The organism is Larkinella arboricola (genome assembly GCF_003259745.1).
Lineage (GTDB): Bacteria > Bacteroidota > Bacteroidia > Cytophagales > Spirosomataceae > Larkinella > Larkinella arboricola.
On sequence record NZ_QLMC01000003.1, the window covers coordinates 733,420 to 753,411 of the forward strand.

The following is a 19,992-nucleotide window of genomic DNA, read 5'->3' on the forward strand; positions in this document are numbered from 1 at the left end:
AGAGAATTAGAAGATTAATAAAAACAAACTAAAAACCGTCCTGGCGTTATACCAAAACGTCAACTGTTATGGAAGATCAGATAGGGGAAGTAAATCAGCGACAGCAACAACAGCCAGAAAAGAACACGGCTGTTGAGTGAGGGAAATGGATTCGCGCGGACGGTTTTTCGGCCCGTCGGTACGATCGGCTTAAAAGCGTAGAATGTTTCATGATGCAGGCTCCAGCTAGTGGTGCAATCAAATCCTTCTTATTCCAGCAACTTAGTGGAGTAACAAAGGAATGCGATCCGTTAAACAAAACCAACAATCCTTTAAGAAAAATCTGGATAAAGCAATACATTGTTTGCATTGTGCAAATTCCTGGGCTTTGGACGGACAAAAAGTTATTTCGCAGAGTTTAGCAGAGACGAGTAGCGGTCAGCAGAGGCTCCGCTACTCGTCTCTGCTACGATACAACCAACACATATACCGTGCATAAAACAGACTTTGACGCCATTGTTGTCGGTTCGGGTCCGAATGGGCTGGCGGCTGCCATCACCCTGCAACAAGCCGGGCTTTCGGTGCTGGTGCTGGAAGCAAAACCGACCATCGGTGGGGGGCTCCGTTCGGCGGAGTTAACGCTACCCGGTTTTGTGCACGATGTCTGTTCGGCCATTCATCCGCTGGCAATCAATTCGCCGTTTTTTCGGACCTTGCCCCTTGCGGACCACGGATTAACGTACATTGAACCACCGCTGGCGGCTGCCCATCCGTTCGATGACGGAACGGCGGCTATACTGACCCGGTCGCTGGACGAAACGGCCCGGTCGTTGGGAGCGGATGAATCGGCGTATCTGAATCTGTTCAAAACGCTCATGGACCAATGGCCCCGCATCGACGCCGACGTGCTAGGCCCGTTGCGGTTTCCGAGCCACCCCGTTGATTTTGCCCGTTTCGGACTCAACGCGTTACCGCCATCAACCTGGCTGGCCCGTCGGTTTAAGGCCAAACAAGCCAGAGGGTTATGGGCGGGCATGGCAGCTCATTCCATTCAGCCGTTGTCGAATCTGGCTACCTCGGCTATGGGCCTTGTGCTGATGCTGTCGGCTCATGTGGGGGGCTGGCCGTTACCAAAGGGCGGTTCGCAGCAGATCGCCAATGCCCTCGCTTCGTATTTTTGTTCGCTGGGCGGCCAGATCGAAACAAATTGTTATGTCACTTCGCTCGCTCAACTGCCCTCGGCGAAGGCGGTTTTGTTTGATGTGACGCCCCGGCAGCTTCTGCAAATTGCCGGGCACCGGTTTTCCGCTCTTTATCAATGGCAACTGAAACGATACCGGTATGGCATGGGTGTTTTCAAAATCGATTGGGCGCTGGATGGACCGGTTCCGTTTACCGCCGAACACTGCCATCAAGCCGGAACGGTGCACCTGGGCAACACGCTGGAAGAAATTGCCGCATCCGAACAATGGGCGGCCCGGGGCCATCATCCCGAGAAACCGTACGTCCTGCTGGCTCAACAAAGCCGGTTTGACGACACCCGGGTGCCAGCGGGTAAACACACGGCCTGGGCCTATTGCCACATTCCCAACGGTTCGGAAGTGGACATGACCGAGGCCATTGAAAAACAGGTCGAACGGTTTGCACCGGGTTTCCGCGACCGGATTCTGGCCCGGCACACGATGAACCCGGCCCAGATGGAAGCGTATAATCCGAATTACATCGGGGGCGATATTAACGGCGGCATCATTGACATTGGCCAGTTGTTTACCCGGCCCGCCCTGCGCTGGTCGCCCTACCGGACTTCGGCCAGAGGGCTTTACCTCTGCTCCTCGTCTACTCCACCGGGGGGCGGGGTACATGGCATGTGCGGCTATCATGCGGCCCGGCGGGCGTTGAAGGATGTGTTTGGCCGGTAATTCCGTTTTTCTCCTTAACTTGGCTATTTGATCAACGCAATTACTGCCGTTAACCCGGATATGAAAACCGTCTTAACCTTCACGAGTTTATTTCTTGCCTTTTCTTCTTTTGCTCAGGATAAATCTGACATTCCGGCAGAAGCCCGCGCGGCTGCCCAGTCCGTAAAGCCGGAAGCGATTAAGGCCCATATGCGGTTTCTGGCCGACGATGCTATGGAAGGGCGCAAACCGGGCACGCGAGGCTATCGGCTGGCGGCCAATTATGTGATCTCCCAATTTGAAGCATTAGGGTTGCAACCAGCGGGCGACGGCCAGACGTATTTGCAGAAAGTACCGCTGCGTCAGTGGCGGGTTCAGGAAGAAGGCAGTTCGCTGGCGTTCATCGGGAAAAACGGAAAGGAACAACTGCTGACACTCGGAAAAAATTACACGCTCAGCCCGGTATACGGCGACGAAACAAGTGAAATAACCGCGCCGGTCGTTTTTGTCGGTTTTGGGGTAACGGCCCCTGATCTGAATTATGACGATTACAAAAATGTAGACGTTAAGGGGAAAATCGTTGCGTATTTCAACGGCGCTCCGGCGGCTTTTCCGTCCAACCAGCGGGCCTACCACGGTTCGGCCAAGCTCGAAAATGCAGCCGCCCACGGTGCCGTTGGGGTAATTTCGTTCAGCCTGCCTACCGACGTTCGGAACCGCCTGGAAGCCTCGTCGGCGCGGGCGCGGCAGGGAACGTACCGATGGATCGGCAAAGATGGTAAACCGCAGCGGGTTTTTCCGGAACTGAAAGGAATAGCCTCGTTGGGCGATTCGACGGCCCGGACGGTTTTTGCCCAATCGGGTCGTTCGCTGGCCGACATTATTGCAGCCGCCAACAAGAGTATCCCGCAGTCGTTTCCGCTCAATTTCTCGGTTCGGATAAAGACCGAAACCCGTTCTGGGGGTGATATTGCCGGTTATAACGTGGTGGGCGTACTGCCCGGCACCGACCCGGTGCTGAAAAATGAGTATGTGGTTTATGCATCCCACCTCGATCACCTCGGCATTGGTCGGCCCGTCAAAGGCGACTCCATTTTTAACGGGGCGCACGACAACGCATCGGGCGTGGCCATCAACCTGGAAGCGGCCCGGATGTATGCCGCGCTGCCCACCAAACCCAAACGTTCCATCCTGTTCGTGGGCGTAACGGCGGAGGAAATGGGCCTGCTGGGTTCCGATTATTTTGCCAGCAACCCAACGGTTCCGAAAGAAAACATTGTGGCCAACCTGTGTCTCGATATGCCGTTTTTCTTCCACCCCTTAGTGGATATTGTGCCCTATGGGTCGGAGCATTCCAGCATGGCGAAGGAGGTAAATACCGTAGCGAACTACCTGGGGGTAAAAGTAGCCAAAGACCCCATTCCGGAGCAGGTGGTGTTTATGCGCAGCGATCATTTCAGCTTTGTCCGGCAGGGGATTCCGGCGATTTACATCAAAAGCGGTACCGAAGCCGGCAATCCGCAGCTCGACGGCCTCAAGCTTAACCTCGATTGGCGGGCCACCATCTACCACTCTCCGCAGGACGAAATTGATCAGCCGTTTGATTTTAACGCGGCTGCCAAACACGCTCAGCTCCAGTTTCTGATTGGTTACCTCACGGCCCAGAATCCGAAACGCCCTACCTGGAATCCAGGAGACTTTTTCGGCACGAAATTCGGAACCAAACAGACCGTTAAATCGCAGAACAATAGCGGCAAGTAAATTAATCCGGCATGAATACGCTCAAAGCCCTCGTAACGGTATTGGTATTGGCACTCCTGCTCGGCTCGTGTGAAAAACCGGATTGCCAGGCTCCACCGCCTTCGTACAGTTTCGCGTTTGTGGACACACTGGGGCAGCTTCTGACTGACACCACCCTGGCCCAGTCGGTTAAGCTCACCTACGCGGCAGCTTCCGGAACGCAAATGGATGTAAAAGAAAATGATTTCAAGGTTCACTCTTCCAGTCCGTATCCCTATACCTACGAAGCTTCCTACAAGTTGCTCGTCCATGCGGCCGAACAGGGAAAGGGCGACTACACCGTTGAAATAGGCGGAAAACCACGCGGAACGTTACATCTGAAAACATACGTCAATCGCAATCCCTGCAATGGCTGGTACGATCTGGCAGAGGTTCGCTACAACGATAAGGCCGTCAGCCCCATGATTGGCAACGGGGTTACGTACGTTGTTCTTGTCAACCTGTAAAGAGGAAAGCGGATTGCGATAATCGTTTCAACAAAAAACCACCCGGCCGGGTGGTTTTTTGTTGAAACGCAAGTCATTAAACGTTCATCAGCGACTCCCGACGGCGCATTTTACCGGCCGGAATACCGAACATCATCTTGAACCGGCGACAGAAATAGGCCGTATCCTTGTAACCGACTTCAGCGCCGATTGCCCGGATGCTTTTCTTCGACGTGCGGAGCAGGCCAACGGCAGCTTCCATACGCTGGTATTCAATATAGTCCTGCGGATTGATACCCGTCAGCATTTTAAAATACTGTCCAACGTAATCTTCTGAAACGTTGGCAACGTTAGCCAGCACTTTGTTCGACAAATCACCGCCAAGGTTGTCTTTGATGTAAGCGAAGATGTCGATCAGACGCGGATCTTTGAAGTACGTACTATTGGTAACCAACTGCTCAACGAACAGACGGTTTTTCAAAATGTAACGGATAACTTCAATAACGATTTCTTCAGTTTTGATTTTGATAATCCGTCCTTTACCGGCCGTATCCAGCATATCTTCCGCCAGAATCTGGTTGATGGTCTGCACCAGCGAATCTTCCCGCTTGATAATAAACGGCGGTACGTCCAGCGAGTTGAAGAAGTTTACCGAGTCAAACACTTTCGCTTCGAACGACACATACCCGAACGAGTTGGGCATGTTGGCGATTTTCTGCGGATCCCGGTTGGCTTCGAAATACTGCTCCCGGTGAATCATGAACTCTTCGTTCGAGACGGTTTTGGGTTGCGAGGCATCCCCGTACGTTACGGTAACGTGCTTACCACCGGGAATAAATAACATATCACCCACATCGACCTTTACTTTTTCTTCGCCGAACGATACTTCGCCGTTGTAAAGAACGGTCAGCGTATTTTCAACGTCGTAATAGTTCTTGATGGTTATGGGTTGTAAAATACGGATGTTGCGAGCCTTAATAAACTTCACACCCAGCGATTCGATTATTTTATTATAGTCTTCCATAGGGGAAAGTGATGTACCTACATTGATTATTTTGCAAAGTTGCACAAATCTAATAAATTGTACAAATCTAATAAAGCTCTCACTCTTGCGAAAAGATAAAAAAAATAGCGCGATACCCATAAAGTATCGCGCCAAATTTTTGAAAAATTGTGCTACCGCTGAAAAAGTTCTATTTAACGAGCTCCCGGGCAATAACTAGTTTTTGGATTTCCGATGTACCTTCATAAATCTGCGTAATCTTCGCATCCCGCATGAATCGCTCCACGTGATATTCTTTTACGTATCCGTAGCCTCCGTGAATCTGAACGGCTTCTGTCGTTGCCCACATGGCTACTTCCGACGCAAATAATTTAGCCATGGCGGCAGCCTGCACAAAATCGTTGTGTTCGTCTTTCAAACGGGCGGCTTTATACACCAATAGCCGGGCGGCTTCAATTTTGGTCGCCATTTCGGCCAGCTTGAACTGAATAGCCTGGTGATCAAAAATTTTTTTTCCGAATGCCTGCCGTTCCTGCGAATACGTTAAAGCCCGCTCGTAGGCCCCGGCGGCAATGCCGAGTGCCTGAGCCGCAATGCCAATCCGGCCTCCGTTCAGCGTCGACATCGCGAATTTGAACCCGAAACCGTCGTCGCCAATGCGGTTTTCTTTCGGCACCTTCACATCGGTAAACATCAGGGAGTGGGTATCGGACGCCCGAATGCCCATCTTGTCTTCTTTTTTTCCGACCGCAAAACCGTCCTGCCCTTTTTCAACGATCAGGCAATTGATGCCCCGGTGTTTTTTTTCAAGATCGGTTTGCGCGATGACCAGATAAACGCTCGCCGACCCGCCGTTTGTAATCCAGTTCTTGGTCCCGTTCAGCAGGTAATGGTCTCCCTTGTCAAGGGCCGTCGTATGTTGCGAAGTCGCGTCCGAACCGGCTTCCGGCTCCGACAGACAGAAAGCGCCGATGACTTCACCCGTGGCCAGCCGGGTCAGGTATTTCTGTTTTTGCTGTTCACTACCAAACTCCTCCAGCCCCCAGCAAACCAGCGAATTATTGACCGACATAATCACCGAACAGGACGCATCGACTTTGGAAATCTCTTCCATTGCGATCACGTACGAAACCGTGTCCATGCCGCCCCCGCCGTAGTCGGGCGACACCATCATGCCCAGAAAGCCCAGTTCGCCCATGCGCCGGACCTGCTCAGTCGGGAATTTTGCCGCATTGTCTCGTTCAATCACGCCGGGCAGGAGCTCCGTTCGCGCAAAATCCCGCGCGGCTTCGCGCACCGCCTGCTGTTCTTCGGTAAGGTTAAAATTTAGACCTGATAATTCCAGTGTGGATGACGCCATACGTATTGAAGTGTTAAATCCGTAACCGTTTTTCTCATGAAGAATTGACGAGTTCTTTCCGCCCACCAACTCTCCTGAATTTAATAAATTCTAATTAAAATACATATTTAAGGAATAACGACGACCTTGCCCAGCACCTGCCGGTTCATCATGTCGCGCAGGGCCTGTGGTGCTTTGTCGAGCGGGTACTGCGCCTGAATGTGCGGTTTGATTCGTCCCTGTTGATAAAACGCCAGCAATTGCTGAACATTATCCTGGTTGTCCTGCCGTTGTTTTTCGGCAAACGCGCCCCAGAACACGCCCACCACCGAACACCCTTTCAGCAGCGGTAGATTTAACGGAATGGCGGGAATCTGTCCGGCGGCAAACCCCACTACCAAATACCGTCCCTGCCAACTGACGGAACGAAGAGCCGCTTCGGTCAGAGGGCCGCCAACGGGGTCGTACACCACATCGACACCCCGCCCGCCGGTAATCTGCCGGAGTCGTTCGCGCAGATCCTCGCGGCTGTAATTGATTGTATCGCCAGCGCCCACCTGCCGACAAAGCGCCAGTTTCTCATCGGTCGAAGCCGCAGCAATGACGTTGGCGCCCATCATCCGGCCCAGTTCAACGGCGGCCAGTCCCACACCCCCGGCGGCTCCCAACACCAGCAGGGTTTCGCCGGGCTGGAGGTCGGCGCGGTCTTTCAGGGCGTGGTACGACGTGCCATAGGTATACATCATGGAAGCCGCCGTGTCATACTCCATCCCAGCCGGGAGCGGGAACGTCTTGAAACCGTCGGCCAGCGTTTCTTCGGCAAAACCGCCAAAACCGGTGAGCGCAAACACCCGGTCGCCGGGCTTCAGGTGCGTAATGCACTCGCCCACTTCCTTCACGATCCCGGCTACTTCGCCCCCAGGCGAAAACGGAAACGGCGGCTTAACCTGGTATTTTCCCTGAATCATGAGCGTATCAGGGAAATTGACTCCGCACGCTTTTACCTGAATCACCAGCTTCCCGGTGACGGCTTTCGGCGAGTCGGTTTGTTCAACGGTCAGCGTTTCGGGCAGACCATACTGGCGACAAAGGACGGCTTTCATCGTTTACTTATACATCACAATCAGCGCAGCACCGGTAACCATGATAACCGCGCCGACGAGTTTCTGAATGATATTTTTTTCCTTAAAAAATTGATACCCAAACAGGACATTCAGCAGGGCCGAAGTCTGAAACAGAGCCAGCACATAGCCGACCTGCATACCGTCGAACGCGACGTTGGTAGAAAACTGCATGCAACCTGTTGATACAAACAGGGCCGCGCAGGTTCCTTTCTGCGCCGAAAACACCCGGATCTGCTCGCTCAGGCGATTGCGCAAGGTAAGGATAATCCAGCCAAAGGAGAACAGAAAACCGAGGACGCACCAGAGTACAAACGTGGTCATGGGCGACGACAGCAGCATGGCGCGCTTGATAAAAACCGCTTCGATGGCCGAGCAGACGAGCGCGATCAGTCGAAACTGAATTTCCGGTTGTTTCAGAATGTCCAGCGAAAACCCGCGCCCCTGATTGCCGGAACCCAGAACCACGTAGCTACCCGCCACAATCAATGCAACACCCCCGGCTCCCATCCAGCTTGGAATTTCGTTCAGCAACAGCATACCGAATACAATACTGACCACGGATTTATAGGCGTTGACCGGCCCCAGCACCGACAGTTCGCCCGTCCGGATGGCTTTGATCAGAAGCACATTGCCCAAAACGCCGATGGCATTAAAAACAAGGACGTTCCACCAGAACTCGACGGGCAGGTTGTCCAGCTTTAATTCGGGCCAGAAGGCAATCGTCAGGATGCTCAGAAACCCGTAGGTGGCCGAGGAAACAAACAACGGTTCGGCTTTGCGCTGGGTAAGCTGTTTCTGAAAAACGTTCGATAAAGGACTCGAAACAATGCGAACAACAATGGCAATGGTAGTTAGGGTAAGAATGAGCAATAGCATGGATTTCGTATTCTTGTGAAAAATTTCACTTTATGACTCGCTTCGGGCTTCTGATCAGTTTGTGCTTCCTTGTTTCGTCCCTATGGGCTCAAAAGAGGATGGTTATCACCGTCGACGATCTGCCGGGCGTTACACAATACGACCGAACGCCCGACGGCAAGATCGCGCTGAACCAGCGGCTGGTCCGGCATTTTACCACCCACCGGGTTCCGGCCATCGGTTTTGTGGTTTCGCAGTGGTTGTATGGCAATGGCGCGCCCGATCCGAAGCAGGTCAATGTACTAAAAATCTGGCTTGACGCCGGACTGGAACTCGGAAATCACACCTACTCACATAAAGATTATACGGGCATCACCATTCCGGAATATCTGGACGATGTAGTTCGTGGTGAGCAGATTACCAAACAATTGGTGGAGCAACGGGGTAAACCGTTCCGTTTTTTCCGGCATCCGTTCCTGCGCAAAGGTGAAACACCGGCAAAAAAAGATTCTCTTGAACGGTTTCTGGCCCGGCAAAAGTATCGCGAGGCACCCGTGACCATCGATAATTACGATTTCATGTTTTCGCAGGCTTACGATAATGCGCTCCTGAAAGGTGATACCGCATTGGCGGCTGTGGTGGGGCGGGATTACCTGGATTACATGACGGCTTACGTGCGGTATTACGAAGCGCAGTCGGATTCGCTCTTTGGGCGACCAATCCCACAGATACTTCTGACGCACGCCAACACGATCAACTCCGCCTGCATGGGGGCGTTACTGGATCGGCTGGAGGACATGGGTTACACGTTTATTTCGCTGGACGAAGCCCTGAAAGACGACGCTTACCGCTCGGTGGATGGTTATATTGGCAAGGGCGGCATTTCATGGATTCACCGCTGGGCGCTCACGCGTGGGAAGAGAGGGGCATTCTTCAAGGGCGAACCGGAAGTGCCGGCGATGATAACCCAACTGGCCGAAGAGAAACCACGATAAACAGTTCAATACGCGTCCCTTCCGGTTCAAATCATTTTTCGGACCGTTTTGCCCGAACAGCGTTGCTTTGCCGACGGTTTTCGGGCAATTTTGGGGTACCATGCGCACCCTCATCCGCTACCTCCGCGAACACCTGAAAGCCGATTTTCGCGTTGACCTCTACGCTCTGGCCGCCCTGTTTCTGGCCGTTTGCATCAGCGTCAATTACTACCTGGATTTTGAAGACAGTTACATCGATGCGTACCGGGGCGACAACATCCGGATCGTCTTTTACTTTCTGTTATACGCCTTTGCCTACTATTCCGGAGTCGGTTTGTGGACCCGTTTTCACGGGCGGCTGGACGTCTGGCATCGGCGGGATTTCTGGATTTACAGCCTGACGGGCCTGGGTATTTATAGTTGGTACGCCGGGTATTACGGTTTTAACGAATGGAGCCATGTTGTCTTTAACGATCAGATTTACGCTTTTGCGTTTTACTGCCTGCGCAACTTGCAGTCGCTGATGACGGTTATTCTGCCGCTCATGCTGTTTTACTGGTTTGTGGAGAAAGAACCAAACGGTTTTTACGGGATGCGGCCCAAGTGGAAAGGGCTGCAAATTTACTTTCTGCTACTGCTGTGTATGGTGCCGCTGATCACCTACGCATCGTTTCAGCCGTCGTTTCTGGAATCGTACCCCACCTACCGCGACACAAACGCCAACGAGTTTTTCGACGTGCCGGAATGGGTAACGGCCCTGATCTACGAGCTGGCTTACGGCTGGGACTTTGTGCCGACCGAATTGATGTTTCGCGGTTTTCTGGTGATTGGAATGGCCCGGATTCTGGGCCGGGGGGCGGTGCTGCCGATGGTGATTACCTACGCGTTTATCCACTTTGGCAAGCCACCCGGCGAAACCATCAGCTCCATTTTCGGCGGTTACATCCTGGGCGTTATTGCGCTCCAGACCCGCAGCATCTGGGGCGGTATCATTATCCACCTCGGCGTGGCCTGGCTGATGGAACTGGCGGCTTTCATCCAGTTGGGGCTGTAAAAAAAAGGAAGTAACGAATACCGTAGCCATCCGTTACTTCCTTAGACACTTCAAAGTAGCCGACTACTTCACTTCCCCCGACAGCGGCACAAACCGGGCCGACAAATCGGGGTCTTTCATGTCTTTATCAAGCGGAAACATCGGCCGCTGAATCCGCTTGTACGGTAGCCGAAACAAATCCTGATCGACTCCGCCGGGGGTCAGGGCCATAATCCAACCCGCCTGCATATTGTACAGTTCGGGTTCGAGGTAGCCAATTTTCACGACCACAATATCGGCTTTCCGGGGTTCTAGTCCCAGCCGGGTAAAATCAGCCTCCTTGTGATACGGTTTGCGTTTCTGGGTAACAATAATGTGGACGCTGCCCACTTTTACAACCACCTCTACCTCAGCATCCCTATCGCCCCTGACAATTGACTGAACCGTGCCTTTGAGCGGAACCGGGGGCGCAAACCGGGCGTCTACCATCGCTCCCGCTTTACCTTCCACCTGCCCACCAACGCCAACGGCCATTGCTTTTTTCACCAGTTCCGGGTCCGGAATAGACGCGTAGATCAGCGCAGGACCATCGGCCCGCTTGAACTCCGGACGAGCCAGAATCTGGGTGAGCGTCCAGGTAACATCACCCGCTCCACCCGCCGTCGGGTTGTCACCCGTATCGCTGATAAAGAACGGATGTTTTGGGCTGGTCAGGGCCTGCGCCAGCGATTGTTCGAGCGTACCGGTCGGTGCAACAAAGTCGAAGTTTGTGCGCACCTTCCAGAAATGCTGGGCCAGTTTCTCCGCCGATTGGGTTACCTTGGCTTTATCATCGCCCACCACCATAACCACGGCATGATTGCGCGGTTCGTCGGCCCAGGCGTAGCCAATCCAGATGGCCGCATCTACAATCCCTTCCTGTTTGTCGGCCAGAGGAGCCACCTGCTGATACAGACTCTTGCCCGGTTCAATCCGGGTGCTGGTTTTTTCGCCCGGCAGCAGAATCGGGACCGGAATCCAGGCTTTATAAGCGGGTTTGCCTTTGCCGCTTTTTAGCCGCTCCAGCAGGTTGACCACGGCGCGTTCCTTGGTTTGCATGGCGTCTTCGTGGGGAGCCAGCCGGTAACACGTGATCAGATCGGTATTTTGGGCCAGTCGCCACGACACATTCCCGTGCAAATCCATCGACGTGGAAATGAGCGTTTTATAACCAACCACTTTCCGAATCCGGATCAGAAAATCACCTTCCGGATCGTCGAGTCCCTGAACACTCATGGCACCGTGAATGTCAAAGTATAAACCGTCGTAGGGACCGTATTTCCTAAGCGTATCCAGCGTTTTATTGACCAGCGATTCGTAGGCTTCCCGCGTTACGGCCCCGCCCGGCAGCGACTTGCCCACCACGGCGGGTAGCCAGAACGCCTGTTTGCGCAGGGGCGATATGGGCATCATGAACGGATAGGCGTTAAACACTTCCGGGCCGTAGCGGGCGTGGAAAGCCGGTTCGAGCGTAACGGCTGGCGAAAACGTACTGGATTCAATTCCTAAACCGGCAATGGCAATGCGTGGTAACGGCTTTTGAACGGCGTTCAGTGTCGATTGGGCATAACCTGAACAGGCAGTAAGAAACCAGGTGGCAAGACCTAAGAAGAGCTTTTTCATGGCTACAATTTAAATTATTTTAAAGAGTAGACAAGGGTTTTCAGAGCGGCCCGGCAAAACCGTCTGCTAGATGCTAAAAATTCAGAATGTTGTCCAATTTGTGAGCCGATTGGTTGTTCTCTACACTAAGATTGTCGGAAACCTGTGTATATTTCTGCATTACGGGTTCTTTCTTGAACAGGCCACTCACCGACATGCCAGAACGTTTAATCAACCACCTGACTAGATTCGTAAACGTACCCGACGAAGACCGCGCGACGATTTTGCGTTATTTTAGGCCCGTCACCCTGAACAAGAAAGAAAATCTGCTGGAAGAGGGGCAGGTGTGTCAAGCCAATTACTTTGTCCTGAAAGGCTGCCTGCGTATGTTTTTTGTGAATGAGAAAGGCGTCGAACATACCACGCAGTTTGCCATTGAAAACTGGTGGATGACGGACAACATGGCTTTCCAGCAGCAACGCCCCTCCGATTTTTACATTCAGGCCGTCGAAAAAACCGAGGTGCTGGCCATTAATTTCGAGTCACAGGAGCAGCTTTGCGCCCGGCTTCCCCAATTCGAACGGTATTTCCGGCTGGTTTATCAGAAAGCCTACGCTGCGGCTCAACTCCGGATTAAATACCTATACGACTTTTCGCGCGAGGAGCTTTACCACCACTTCAATGACCGGTATCCTGACTTCATCCAGCGCGTTCCGCAGTATCTGCTGGCGTCATTTCTGGGCTTTACACCCGAATACCTTAGTGAAATCAGGAAGAAAAAGCGTTCTTAAACCAGTTTAAGTTTTTCCGGCGAGCCGCTGTCTACTTTTATTCCACCATCAAAACAGCGTATACAATGGAAAAGCGAATCAATGTTCAGTTCGTTGAGCCCCAGGCTTATAAAGCGATGCTGGGGTTAGAAGGGTATTTGCAAACCGCCCAACTCACCAAAACGCATAAACACCTGATTAAAATCCGGGCCTCCCAAATCAACGGGTGCGCTTTCTGCATCGATATGCATACAAAGGAAGCCCTTAAAGACGGCGAAACCACACAGCGCATCTTTTTGCTGAACGCCTGGCGAGAAACCGACCTCTTTACCGAAGAGGAAAAAGCCATTCTGGCGCTGACGGAAGAAGTCACCCTTATTCATCAGGCCGGTGTACCGGATAGCGTCTATCAGCAAGCCGAAAAACTGTTTGACAGCCACTACCTGGCGCAGATCATTATGGCCATTGTTACCATCAACGCCTGGAACCGGATTGCCATCAGTACGCGTCTGGAAGTGGGTAAATAAACCCGAAGGGCCATTTTATCACTTGAAAACCGGCTTCCGGCGGAGAAAGACAAAACCGGCCTCTTCCCGAATAATCTCCAGATTCGGATTGTAACGGTACTGGTCGATGTTGATGTTACGGGTTACGAAAAAAGTTGGTTTATCAACTGGCCCGTTCATCAGCCAATCTTCGCGGTAGCTGTTGGGGTTGGTCGGCGGTTGTTTCCGGAAATAGAACAGGTGGGCGTAACTTTTATACCCGATGGGTTCGATGTAGACATCCTGCCCCTGTTTGGCTTCGTAAAAGTCAATAACCGCTCCCTGCGTATACCGTTCTATTTTGGGAGCAATCGTCGGCAACACAAACCACAGCAGCAACGGTGTGGCCAGAAATAAACCCACGACGCTCCGGATGGGCTGCGTCCGCCGAAACCACAGAATCGCAGCAATGGCCAGCCCATAAGCCGTTCCGATGATCCACTCCCACCCCGCCCACTCAACCGGCGCGGTCAGGTTAGCGGCTGCAAAACGGTCTTTGATGTGCGGAATAAGCTCAGCGGCATTCAGGCCCACCAGCGGTAAGGCGGCAATCAGCAGACCCAATACGCCACCGATAACGGCGATACCGACGGTCAGCCAGCGGTTCCAGTTTAACTGCCCCTTCAGATAGCCGTACAAAACCGTAGCGGCCAGGTACGAAACCGGAAACCAGGCCATCGACGAGTAATGAACAATCTTGGTCTTGACGATGGAGAACAGAATCATGACCACCCAGAACAGAATGACCATCCAGCGCCGGAAGAAAACCGTTGCCTCGGCCTGGCCCTCGGTTGAACTCGGAAAAAAACCGCGAATCGCCAGCAGCGACATGGGAAAACACCCCAGCAGGATGACCACAAAATGGTAGTAAAACGGCTGCTGATGCCCGGCGTCGGGCGTCGAGAAAAGGCGAATCTGGTAGCGAATAAATTCTTCGAAAAACCACCAGCCATTCTTGATCAGTTCCAGACCGAACCAGACGGAAGCCACCGCCAGCGCACAGGCGAAAAAGGTCAGGCCGTTCAGAAAACTCAGGATGGGCCGAAACCGCTGAAGTGCCCAATAGATCAGAAACGTCAGGCCGAGCAGCAAACCGCCCACCGGACCTTTGGTCAGCACCGCCAGCCCGACAAACAAGCCCGACAATACCGCCTGCCCGATTGCTTTAGAAGTGCCGTAAGCCGACACCGTCCGCGCCATAAACCAGACACTCAGGAAGATAAACAGATTAAACGTCGGGTCGATGATTCCGGTTTTGAAATAGAGGTGGGGCGTCAGGGAGCCGAAATAAGCCAGCGCCCACAGGAGCCCAAACCGTTCGTCGACGAGTTTTTTACCGATTGAATACAGCACCAGCAAGGTTGCGATGCCCACCACCGCGTTCGGAAAACGGGCGGCAAACTCGCCAATGCCGAATGCCTTCATCGCCAGCACCTGCAACCAGAAAAACAAAGGCGGTTTTTCCCAAAAAGGCTGAAAATTAATCTGAACCCGGGTGTAGTTGCCCGTCACCATCATTTCCCGCGCTGATTCCGCGAAGTTAATTTCGTCCCAATCGAACAGGTGAACGCGGCCCAGAAACGGGAAATAAAACAAGGCGCCGACCAGAATAATCAACAAGGGAATAAAGCGTGACGGAATTTGGGGCATAGCGTTGGGATTGATTTCGCAAAAGTACGGAAACTCCCCGTTCGGTAGTGCGGCAGCGTGTATCTTTGCGGCTTCATCTTACCAAGGCTTCTTCTGATGGCAACCCAAATTCGCATTGGCGTGATTAACGTGTCCGACCGGGCCAGCGCAGGCATTTACGAAGACATTCCCGGCAAAGCCGTAGTCAGCTTGCTGACGAAATACCTCAACTGCGCGTGGGAACCCGTGTACCGCGTCATTCCTGATGAACAACCCCAACTGGAAGCCACCCTGACCGAACTGGCCGACACGGAAGGCTGCTGCCTGGTGGTGACGACAGGCGGGACCGGTCCGGCCCTGCGTGATGTAACCCCGGAAGCCACCGAAGCCGTTTGTCAGAAAATGCTGCCGGGATTTGGCGAACTGATGCGGCAGGAAAGCCTGAAATACGTACCAACGGCTATTTTATCCCGCCAGACCGCCGGTATTCGTAACCAGACCCTGATACTGAATTTACCCGGTAAACCCACGGCTATTGAGCAATGCCTGTCGGTGGTGTTTCCGGCCATCCCGTACTGCATCGACCTGATCGGCGGCCCCTACCTGACCACGCACGAAGACGTGATGAAGGTTTTCCGGCCCAAAGCAAGCTGATTTATAATTGATTGCCGAGGCCGTCCAGTTGGTCCTCGATCCAGTCCATTCCCCGGCCCAGCAGCGCCTGCATAAGACAAACGCGGTTGTCGAAATCCTCGTTGCCGGTTTCCTCGTTGTTCATAAAATCGCGGACCAGCCGGGCATTCTCGTTCACCTGCAAATTCGTTACAATATCGTCGCCGTCGGTGCGGTATTCGGCAAAGGCCGGGAGTTCAGAGTCGAAATGCTGATAGAAAAGATGCCCGCGGGCCGTCCGGACGGCGCACAAAATACCGCTGCCCCGGCTGGTTGAAGGGGCCAGACTGCCTTCCAGTCCCTTTTTCAGAACAATAACGGCATCAAAACCGGCCATGAGCGCCAGTTCCGCCATTTTTATCTGAGACTTTACCTGAAAAACGGAGGTGACCAGAATGCGGGCGCTGCACGGATTCAGGATTCGTTCGAGCGTCGACAGGAACGGGCGTTTCAGGATAACCCGACGGCGATCAACCCAGCGATTCAGGGCGGGCGAGAGTGCTTTCTGATCGAGCACCCAGCCAAACGGTTCCGGTGGCGTATTGATTTCGTGGTTACTCTGCAACATCTGACACCCCAGATACAGATAAAGATCGTGGGCGTTGAGTGTATATTTCGGGCCCGGCGTTCGGCCCACGACCGACAGGGCACCGTAGCCGCGCTGTTCGAAAAAATGGGCCAGCAGGGGGGTAATCAGGTACGTATGTTCAACCCCGTCGAACGGTTCGGCAATCTGCACCAGCGGCCGGTCCATACAGCTTAACTGCCGAAAACCGGGTGTAATGGTTTCCATGGCGGCATTGTACAGCCCCCTATATTCGTCGTTGGTTTCGTTTCGTACGCGCAAAATGCTGGTCGCCATGCCTTTGAACGTCTCACAATCATCGTTCAGAAACAGGAAGTTGCCCAACTGATGCGCTTCGCTCGAACGGAGCATGTGGCCTTTCAGGAGCTTTGTAGCAATCGGGAACAGACTGGTGGGTAAATCAGGACAAACTTTATTGATGAAAAAGGCGGGATTCAGAAAAGCATCTTTCCCAAAAATCAGTTCCAGTGACCGTTCTTCCGGGGTAGGGCCTTTCGCCAGCAGAGCCCCCAAAAAAGCCCCTTTCTGCAAAGGATCGGCCTGATCCGACAGCAGAATCTGGCGGCATTCTTCCACCAGAGCGGGCGGTAGCGGACGGCTATTTTGCTTACCGATTCCGATATGCTGAATACCCCGCCCCAGCGCAGTTGCGGTAGGATCGGCGAGGGATTGCGGTTGATACATAAGCAATGGTCACCTTGGAATTACAGCCGAATTTATAAAAAGAGCGATAGCTTACCGAAAAACCTTATAATATTTAAGCAGTATTTTCAATAAATACCAATTATTTATTGGCATATAACTATTCTATCAATTTATTTTTTTGAAAAAAGTATATTTCACAAAATTACCGGCTATAATTACAAGACGCGTTAAAATAGGGTTAATAAGATAAACGTAATTCGTAGGTGAAAGGCCGTCTATCCGACTATTTACCGCTCCTATGTAATTATTTTAAGAAAAAATAAGAATAGGGTTTCAGGAACGCCGAAACCGGATACGTCGGCTATGCCAGGTTTTCGGGTGCTGGTCCCAATACCGGCTTAGAAGCAAAAAGACGACAACCGATGAAACCGTCCCGATGATGGAGCCCACGTAGACATCTTCGACAAAGTGCTGGAAGAGATAGACCCGCGAATAAGCGGTGATGATGGCCATCAAAGCCCAGAACCAACCCCGGCTTTTCCGTTCATCGAGTAGAGCCAGCAGACAGAAAATGGCAAAAGCCGTGGTAGAATGCCCCGATGGAAAACTGTTGTAGCTATGAATATCAAGCCCTTCGATGACCCGGTATTGCCAGTCCGAATGCTCAAAATACTTCAACGGCCGCAGGGAACCCGCAAAAACCAGCTGTTTCAGCACCCGGACGATGGCGGTAGAAAGCAGAAAGGAGGCAGCCCCCATCAGCGCAAAGCGAAACGAGCAGAACGCCAGCGCCACGGTAACGATGACGGCAAAGGCTCCATCGCCCAGATACGTCACATTGCGGAAGAACACATCGGCACTGGGTGTGTGGTGGGCATTGACCCATTGCATCAGCTCCGTCTTGCTGTAAGTCAGCATCCCTATACTGACGAGAATAAAGGCACTCAGATAAACGAAAAAAAACGAGCGGTTTCGGGCAAGTATATTCATAGGGTACAAAATTAAAAAGCAGACAAATTAAAGCGCAGTAGGCTGTAAATTACCTGCTAATCTTTTATGGTTCAGAAATAGTTTGTAACTTTGCGGACTATTTTGAGAAGAGCGTGAAGGAGCTGCAAAAATACGACATCCAAATCAGTAGCCTGGAAAACAAATCGTACGAGTTTGACTTTGAATCCGGCGATGCGTTTTTTGAGGCTTTGGAACAGGAGCTAATTCAGCACGGATCATTCAAGACGCACCTGGTTTTAACCAAGTCGTCGTCCATGATTCTGTTGAATTTCCATATCCACGGTACGGTGGAATTGATTTGCGACCGGAGTCTGGACTCTTTCGATGAGCCGCTCGATATTCAGGAGCAATTATTCCTGAAATATGCCGACCACGCGGAAGAGCTGACTGACGAAATTGAGTTGATCCTGTGGGATACGCAGCAAATCAACATTGCACGGTACCTGTTTGATTTTATCGTGCTGTCATTGCCGATGAAAAAATTGCATCCTCGTTTTCGTGAAGAAGAAGCCAACGAGGATGAAGAGCAGGAGGGTAAGGTGGTATACCGTTCGGAGCCGTCGGCCGAAAATCCGGATGACGAAACCAGCGAACCGCCCATTGATCCCCGTTGGGAAGCATTACGAAAACTGAATAATAATTAATTCCATTTGTTATCGCTTCCGGGCCAATCCGGCAACCGGAGAAATGACAAGATTAGACTGACAATTGATCCAATAAAGTTATGGCACATCCCAAACGCAGACACTCTAGCACCCGTCGGGACAAGCGTAGATCACACGATAAACTGACCGCGAAGGCACTGTCTTTTGACGCAACAACGGGCGAAATCCACGTTCGTCACCAAGCACACGTATTTGAAGGTAACCTGTATTACAAGGGTAAGATGGTTATCGAAAATTACGCACCAACGGCCTAACGGTTTATCCCTCCCCTGTAGGGGCTTTTTCCAGCATATCGAAAACTTCTATCAGGAGGTTGGGGTTAACAAGTATTTCACAGGAATCTGCACCGGATGAACGTGAAATACTTTTTTATTGCCGGGCAACTAGTATTTTTACACGTTTGTTTTCCAATTCAGCGCACCCAAACCTGGTTCAATGAGAATCGCAGTCGACGCTATGGGTGGTGATTTCGCTCCGGATGCTATTGTGGAAGGAGTCGTGATGGCCACTAAAGAATTACCGAGTGACGTTACCATCGTACTGGTGGGCCAACAGCCGATAATTGAAGATCTTCTTCGAAAATATGACTATGCTGGCTCCGGCGTGGAAATTGTTCATGCCGAAGATGTGATCGAAATGGGCGAGCACCCCACGAAGGCGCTCTCGCAAAAACCCAATTCCAGCATCGGAGTTGGGTTTAAACTTTTACGTGACAAATCGGTAGACGCCTTTTGCAGTGCGGGAAATACCGGTGCCATGCACGTGGGGGCCCTCTTCAGCATTAAGGCCATCGAAGGCGTTCTGCGGCCCGCCATTGCCGGATTCGTTCCGCAGTTGAGTGGCGCTTCGGCCGTTATGGTTGACATTGGTGCCAATGCCGACTGCAAGCCGGAGATGCTGCTGCAATTCGGCGAAATCGGTTCGATCTACGCCCAGTATACCTTTGGCATTGAAAAACCGCGCGTCGCCCTGATGAACATCGGCGAAGAAGAACAGAAAGGTTCGCTGGTAGCGCAGGCCGCCTATCAATTGCTAAAGAATAGCCAAAAAATTAATTTTGTCGGCAACATGGAAGGCGTCGACTTTTTCCGCGACAAAGCCGATGTCATCGTAACCGACGGTTTTAACGGCAACATCCTGTTCAAAATGGGCGAGTCGCTGTACGAGATCACCAAAGAACTGGGCCTGAAACACGACTTCATCGATAAAACGAATTACGAGTCGGTTGGCGGCAGCCCCATCGTTGGTGTTAATGGCAACGTCATTATTGCCCACGGCATCTCGTCGCCCCTGGCCATTAAGAATATGCTTAACCTGGCGAAAAGGCAGGTAGAATCCAACGCCTATACAAAAATTGCACAGGCTTTAAGTTGAAATTAAGACAAGCGATCAAAGACA

19 protein-coding genes are annotated in these 19,992 nt (G+C 52.2%); 11 read left to right on the top strand and 8 right to left on the bottom strand.

Annotated elements, in window-relative coordinates:
• Positions 1 to 470 precede the first annotated feature (470 nt).
• From LX87_RS14410 to LX87_RS14420, 3 genes are read left to right on the top strand one after another with little or no spacing between them, the layout of a single operon-like run.
• Entirely contained in the window at positions 471 to 1,898 is a 1,428-nt protein-coding gene (locus tag LX87_RS14410; RefSeq protein WP_111628927.1) for a phytoene desaturase family protein, read from the top strand.
• Between the two features lie 60 nt (positions 1,899 to 1,958).
• The gene (locus LX87_RS14415) at positions 1,959 to 3,638 is read left to right on the top strand and encodes a M28 family metallopeptidase (RefSeq protein ID WP_111628928.1); all 1,680 of its coding nucleotides are present in this window, start codon (positions 1,959 to 1,961) and stop codon (positions 3,636 to 3,638) included.
• An 11-nt stretch (positions 3,639 to 3,649) separates the two neighbouring features.
• Positions 3,650 to 4,123: a hypothetical protein gene (locus tag LX87_RS14420; RefSeq protein WP_111628929.1), complete on the top strand. Its 474-nt coding sequence runs from the start codon at positions 3,650 to 3,652 to the stop codon at positions 4,121 to 4,123.
• A gap of 76 nt (positions 4,124 to 4,199) precedes the next feature.
• Here the strand turns inward: LX87_RS14420 and LX87_RS14425 are convergent, their stop codons facing one another.
• The 4 genes from LX87_RS14425 to LX87_RS14440 all read right to left on the bottom strand — a co-directional run bounded on the left by LX87_RS14425 (position 4,200) and on the right by LX87_RS14440 (position 8,444).
• Entirely contained in the window at positions 4,200 to 5,126 is a 927-nt protein-coding gene (locus tag LX87_RS14425; protein ID WP_111628930.1) for an AraC family transcriptional regulator, read from the bottom strand.
• A gap of 169 nt (positions 5,127 to 5,295) precedes the next feature.
• Positions 5,296 to 6,465 (bottom strand): acyl-CoA dehydrogenase, encoded by a 1,170-nt coding sequence (locus LX87_RS14430; protein WP_111628931.1) that lies wholly within the window; start codon positions 6,463 to 6,465, stop codon positions 5,296 to 5,298.
• Between the two features lie 107 nt (positions 6,466 to 6,572).
• Complete coding sequence (locus tag LX87_RS14435) at positions 6,573 to 7,547, bottom strand: NADPH:quinone oxidoreductase family protein (RefSeq protein ID WP_111628932.1); 975 nt, start codon at positions 7,545 to 7,547, stop codon at positions 6,573 to 6,575.
• 3 nt (positions 7,548 to 7,550) lie between these two features.
• Positions 7,551 to 8,444: a DMT family transporter gene (locus LX87_RS14440; protein ID WP_111628933.1), complete on the bottom strand. Its 894-nt coding sequence runs from the start codon at positions 8,442 to 8,444 to the stop codon at positions 7,551 to 7,553.
• Positions 8,445 to 8,542: 98 nt separating this feature from the next.
• On the opposite strand from LX87_RS14440, the gene LX87_RS14445 reads away from it, so the two are divergent.
• Both LX87_RS14445 and LX87_RS14450 read left to right on the top strand, forming a co-directional pair.
• Positions 8,543 to 9,418, top strand: coding sequence for a polysaccharide deacetylase family protein (locus LX87_RS14445; RefSeq protein WP_229310661.1), 876 nt, complete (start codon positions 8,543 to 8,545; stop codon positions 9,416 to 9,418).
• Positions 9,419 to 9,518: 100 nt separating this feature from the next.
• Positions 9,519 to 10,451 (top strand): CPBP family intramembrane glutamic endopeptidase, encoded by a 933-nt coding sequence (locus tag LX87_RS14450; protein WP_111629210.1) that lies wholly within the window; start codon positions 9,519 to 9,521, stop codon positions 10,449 to 10,451.
• 63 nt (positions 10,452 to 10,514) lie between these two features.
• Here the strand turns inward: LX87_RS14450 and LX87_RS14455 are convergent, their stop codons facing one another.
• Positions 10,515 to 12,092 carry a M81 family metallopeptidase gene (locus LX87_RS14455; RefSeq protein ID WP_111628935.1) on the bottom strand — a complete coding sequence of 526 codons (1,578 nt, stop codon included), beginning with the start codon at positions 12,090 to 12,092 and terminating at the stop codon, positions 10,515 to 10,517.
• 194 nt (positions 12,093 to 12,286) lie between these two features.
• Between LX87_RS14455 and LX87_RS14460 the strand changes: the two genes are divergently transcribed.
• Positions 12,287 to 12,862 (top strand): Crp/Fnr family transcriptional regulator, encoded by a 576-nt coding sequence (locus LX87_RS14460; RefSeq protein ID WP_111628936.1) that lies wholly within the window; start codon positions 12,287 to 12,289, stop codon positions 12,860 to 12,862.
• A 65-nt stretch (positions 12,863 to 12,927) separates the two neighbouring features.
• Positions 12,928 to 13,368, top strand: coding sequence for a carboxymuconolactone decarboxylase family protein (locus tag LX87_RS14465; RefSeq protein WP_111628937.1), 441 nt, complete (start codon positions 12,928 to 12,930; stop codon positions 13,366 to 13,368).
• A gap of 18 nt (positions 13,369 to 13,386) precedes the next feature.
• Here the strand turns inward: LX87_RS14465 and LX87_RS14470 are convergent, their stop codons facing one another.
• A complete protein-coding gene (locus LX87_RS14470; protein ID WP_111628938.1) occupies positions 13,387 to 15,036 on the bottom strand; it encodes an ArnT family glycosyltransferase in 1,650 nt (549 codons plus the stop codon).
• 96 nt (positions 15,037 to 15,132) lie between these two features.
• Here LX87_RS14470 and mog point away from each other — a divergent pair, with 96 nt between their 5' ends.
• Positions 15,133 to 15,669 (top strand): molybdopterin adenylyltransferase, encoded by a 537-nt coding sequence (gene mog, locus LX87_RS14475; protein ID WP_111628939.1) that lies wholly within the window; start codon positions 15,133 to 15,135, stop codon positions 15,667 to 15,669.
• A 1-nt stretch (position 15,670) separates the two neighbouring features.
• Here mog and LX87_RS14480 read toward each other — a convergent pair whose 3' ends face one another.
• Complete coding sequence (locus tag LX87_RS14480) at positions 15,671 to 16,957, bottom strand: anthranilate phosphoribosyltransferase (RefSeq protein ID WP_111628940.1); 1,287 nt, start codon at positions 16,955 to 16,957, stop codon at positions 15,671 to 15,673.
• Positions 16,958 to 17,251: 294 nt separating this feature from the next.
• Entirely contained in the window at positions 17,252 to 17,908 is a 657-nt protein-coding gene (locus LX87_RS14485) for a phosphatase PAP2 family protein (protein ID WP_229310662.1), read from the bottom strand.
• 113 nt (positions 17,909 to 18,021) lie between these two features.
• Here LX87_RS14485 and LX87_RS14490 point away from each other — a divergent pair, with 113 nt between their 5' ends.
• The 3 genes from LX87_RS14490 (at position 18,022) to plsX (ending at position 19,968) form a co-directional block, all read left to right on the top strand.
• Positions 18,022 to 18,573, top strand: a complete 552-nt coding sequence (locus LX87_RS14490) for a YceD family protein (RefSeq protein ID WP_111628942.1) — start codon at positions 18,022 to 18,024, stop codon at positions 18,571 to 18,573.
• An 80-nt stretch (positions 18,574 to 18,653) separates the two neighbouring features.
• Positions 18,654 to 18,848, top strand: a complete 195-nt coding sequence (gene rpmF, locus LX87_RS14495) for a 50S ribosomal protein L32 (RefSeq protein WP_111628943.1) — start codon at positions 18,654 to 18,656, stop codon at positions 18,846 to 18,848.
• A 181-nt stretch (positions 18,849 to 19,029) separates the two neighbouring features.
• Positions 19,030 to 19,968 carry a phosphate acyltransferase PlsX gene (gene plsX / locus LX87_RS14500; RefSeq protein ID WP_111628944.1) on the top strand — a complete coding sequence of 313 codons (939 nt, stop codon included), beginning with the start codon at positions 19,030 to 19,032 and terminating at the stop codon, positions 19,966 to 19,968.
• The last annotated feature ends 24 nt before the right edge of the window (positions 19,969 to 19,992 follow it).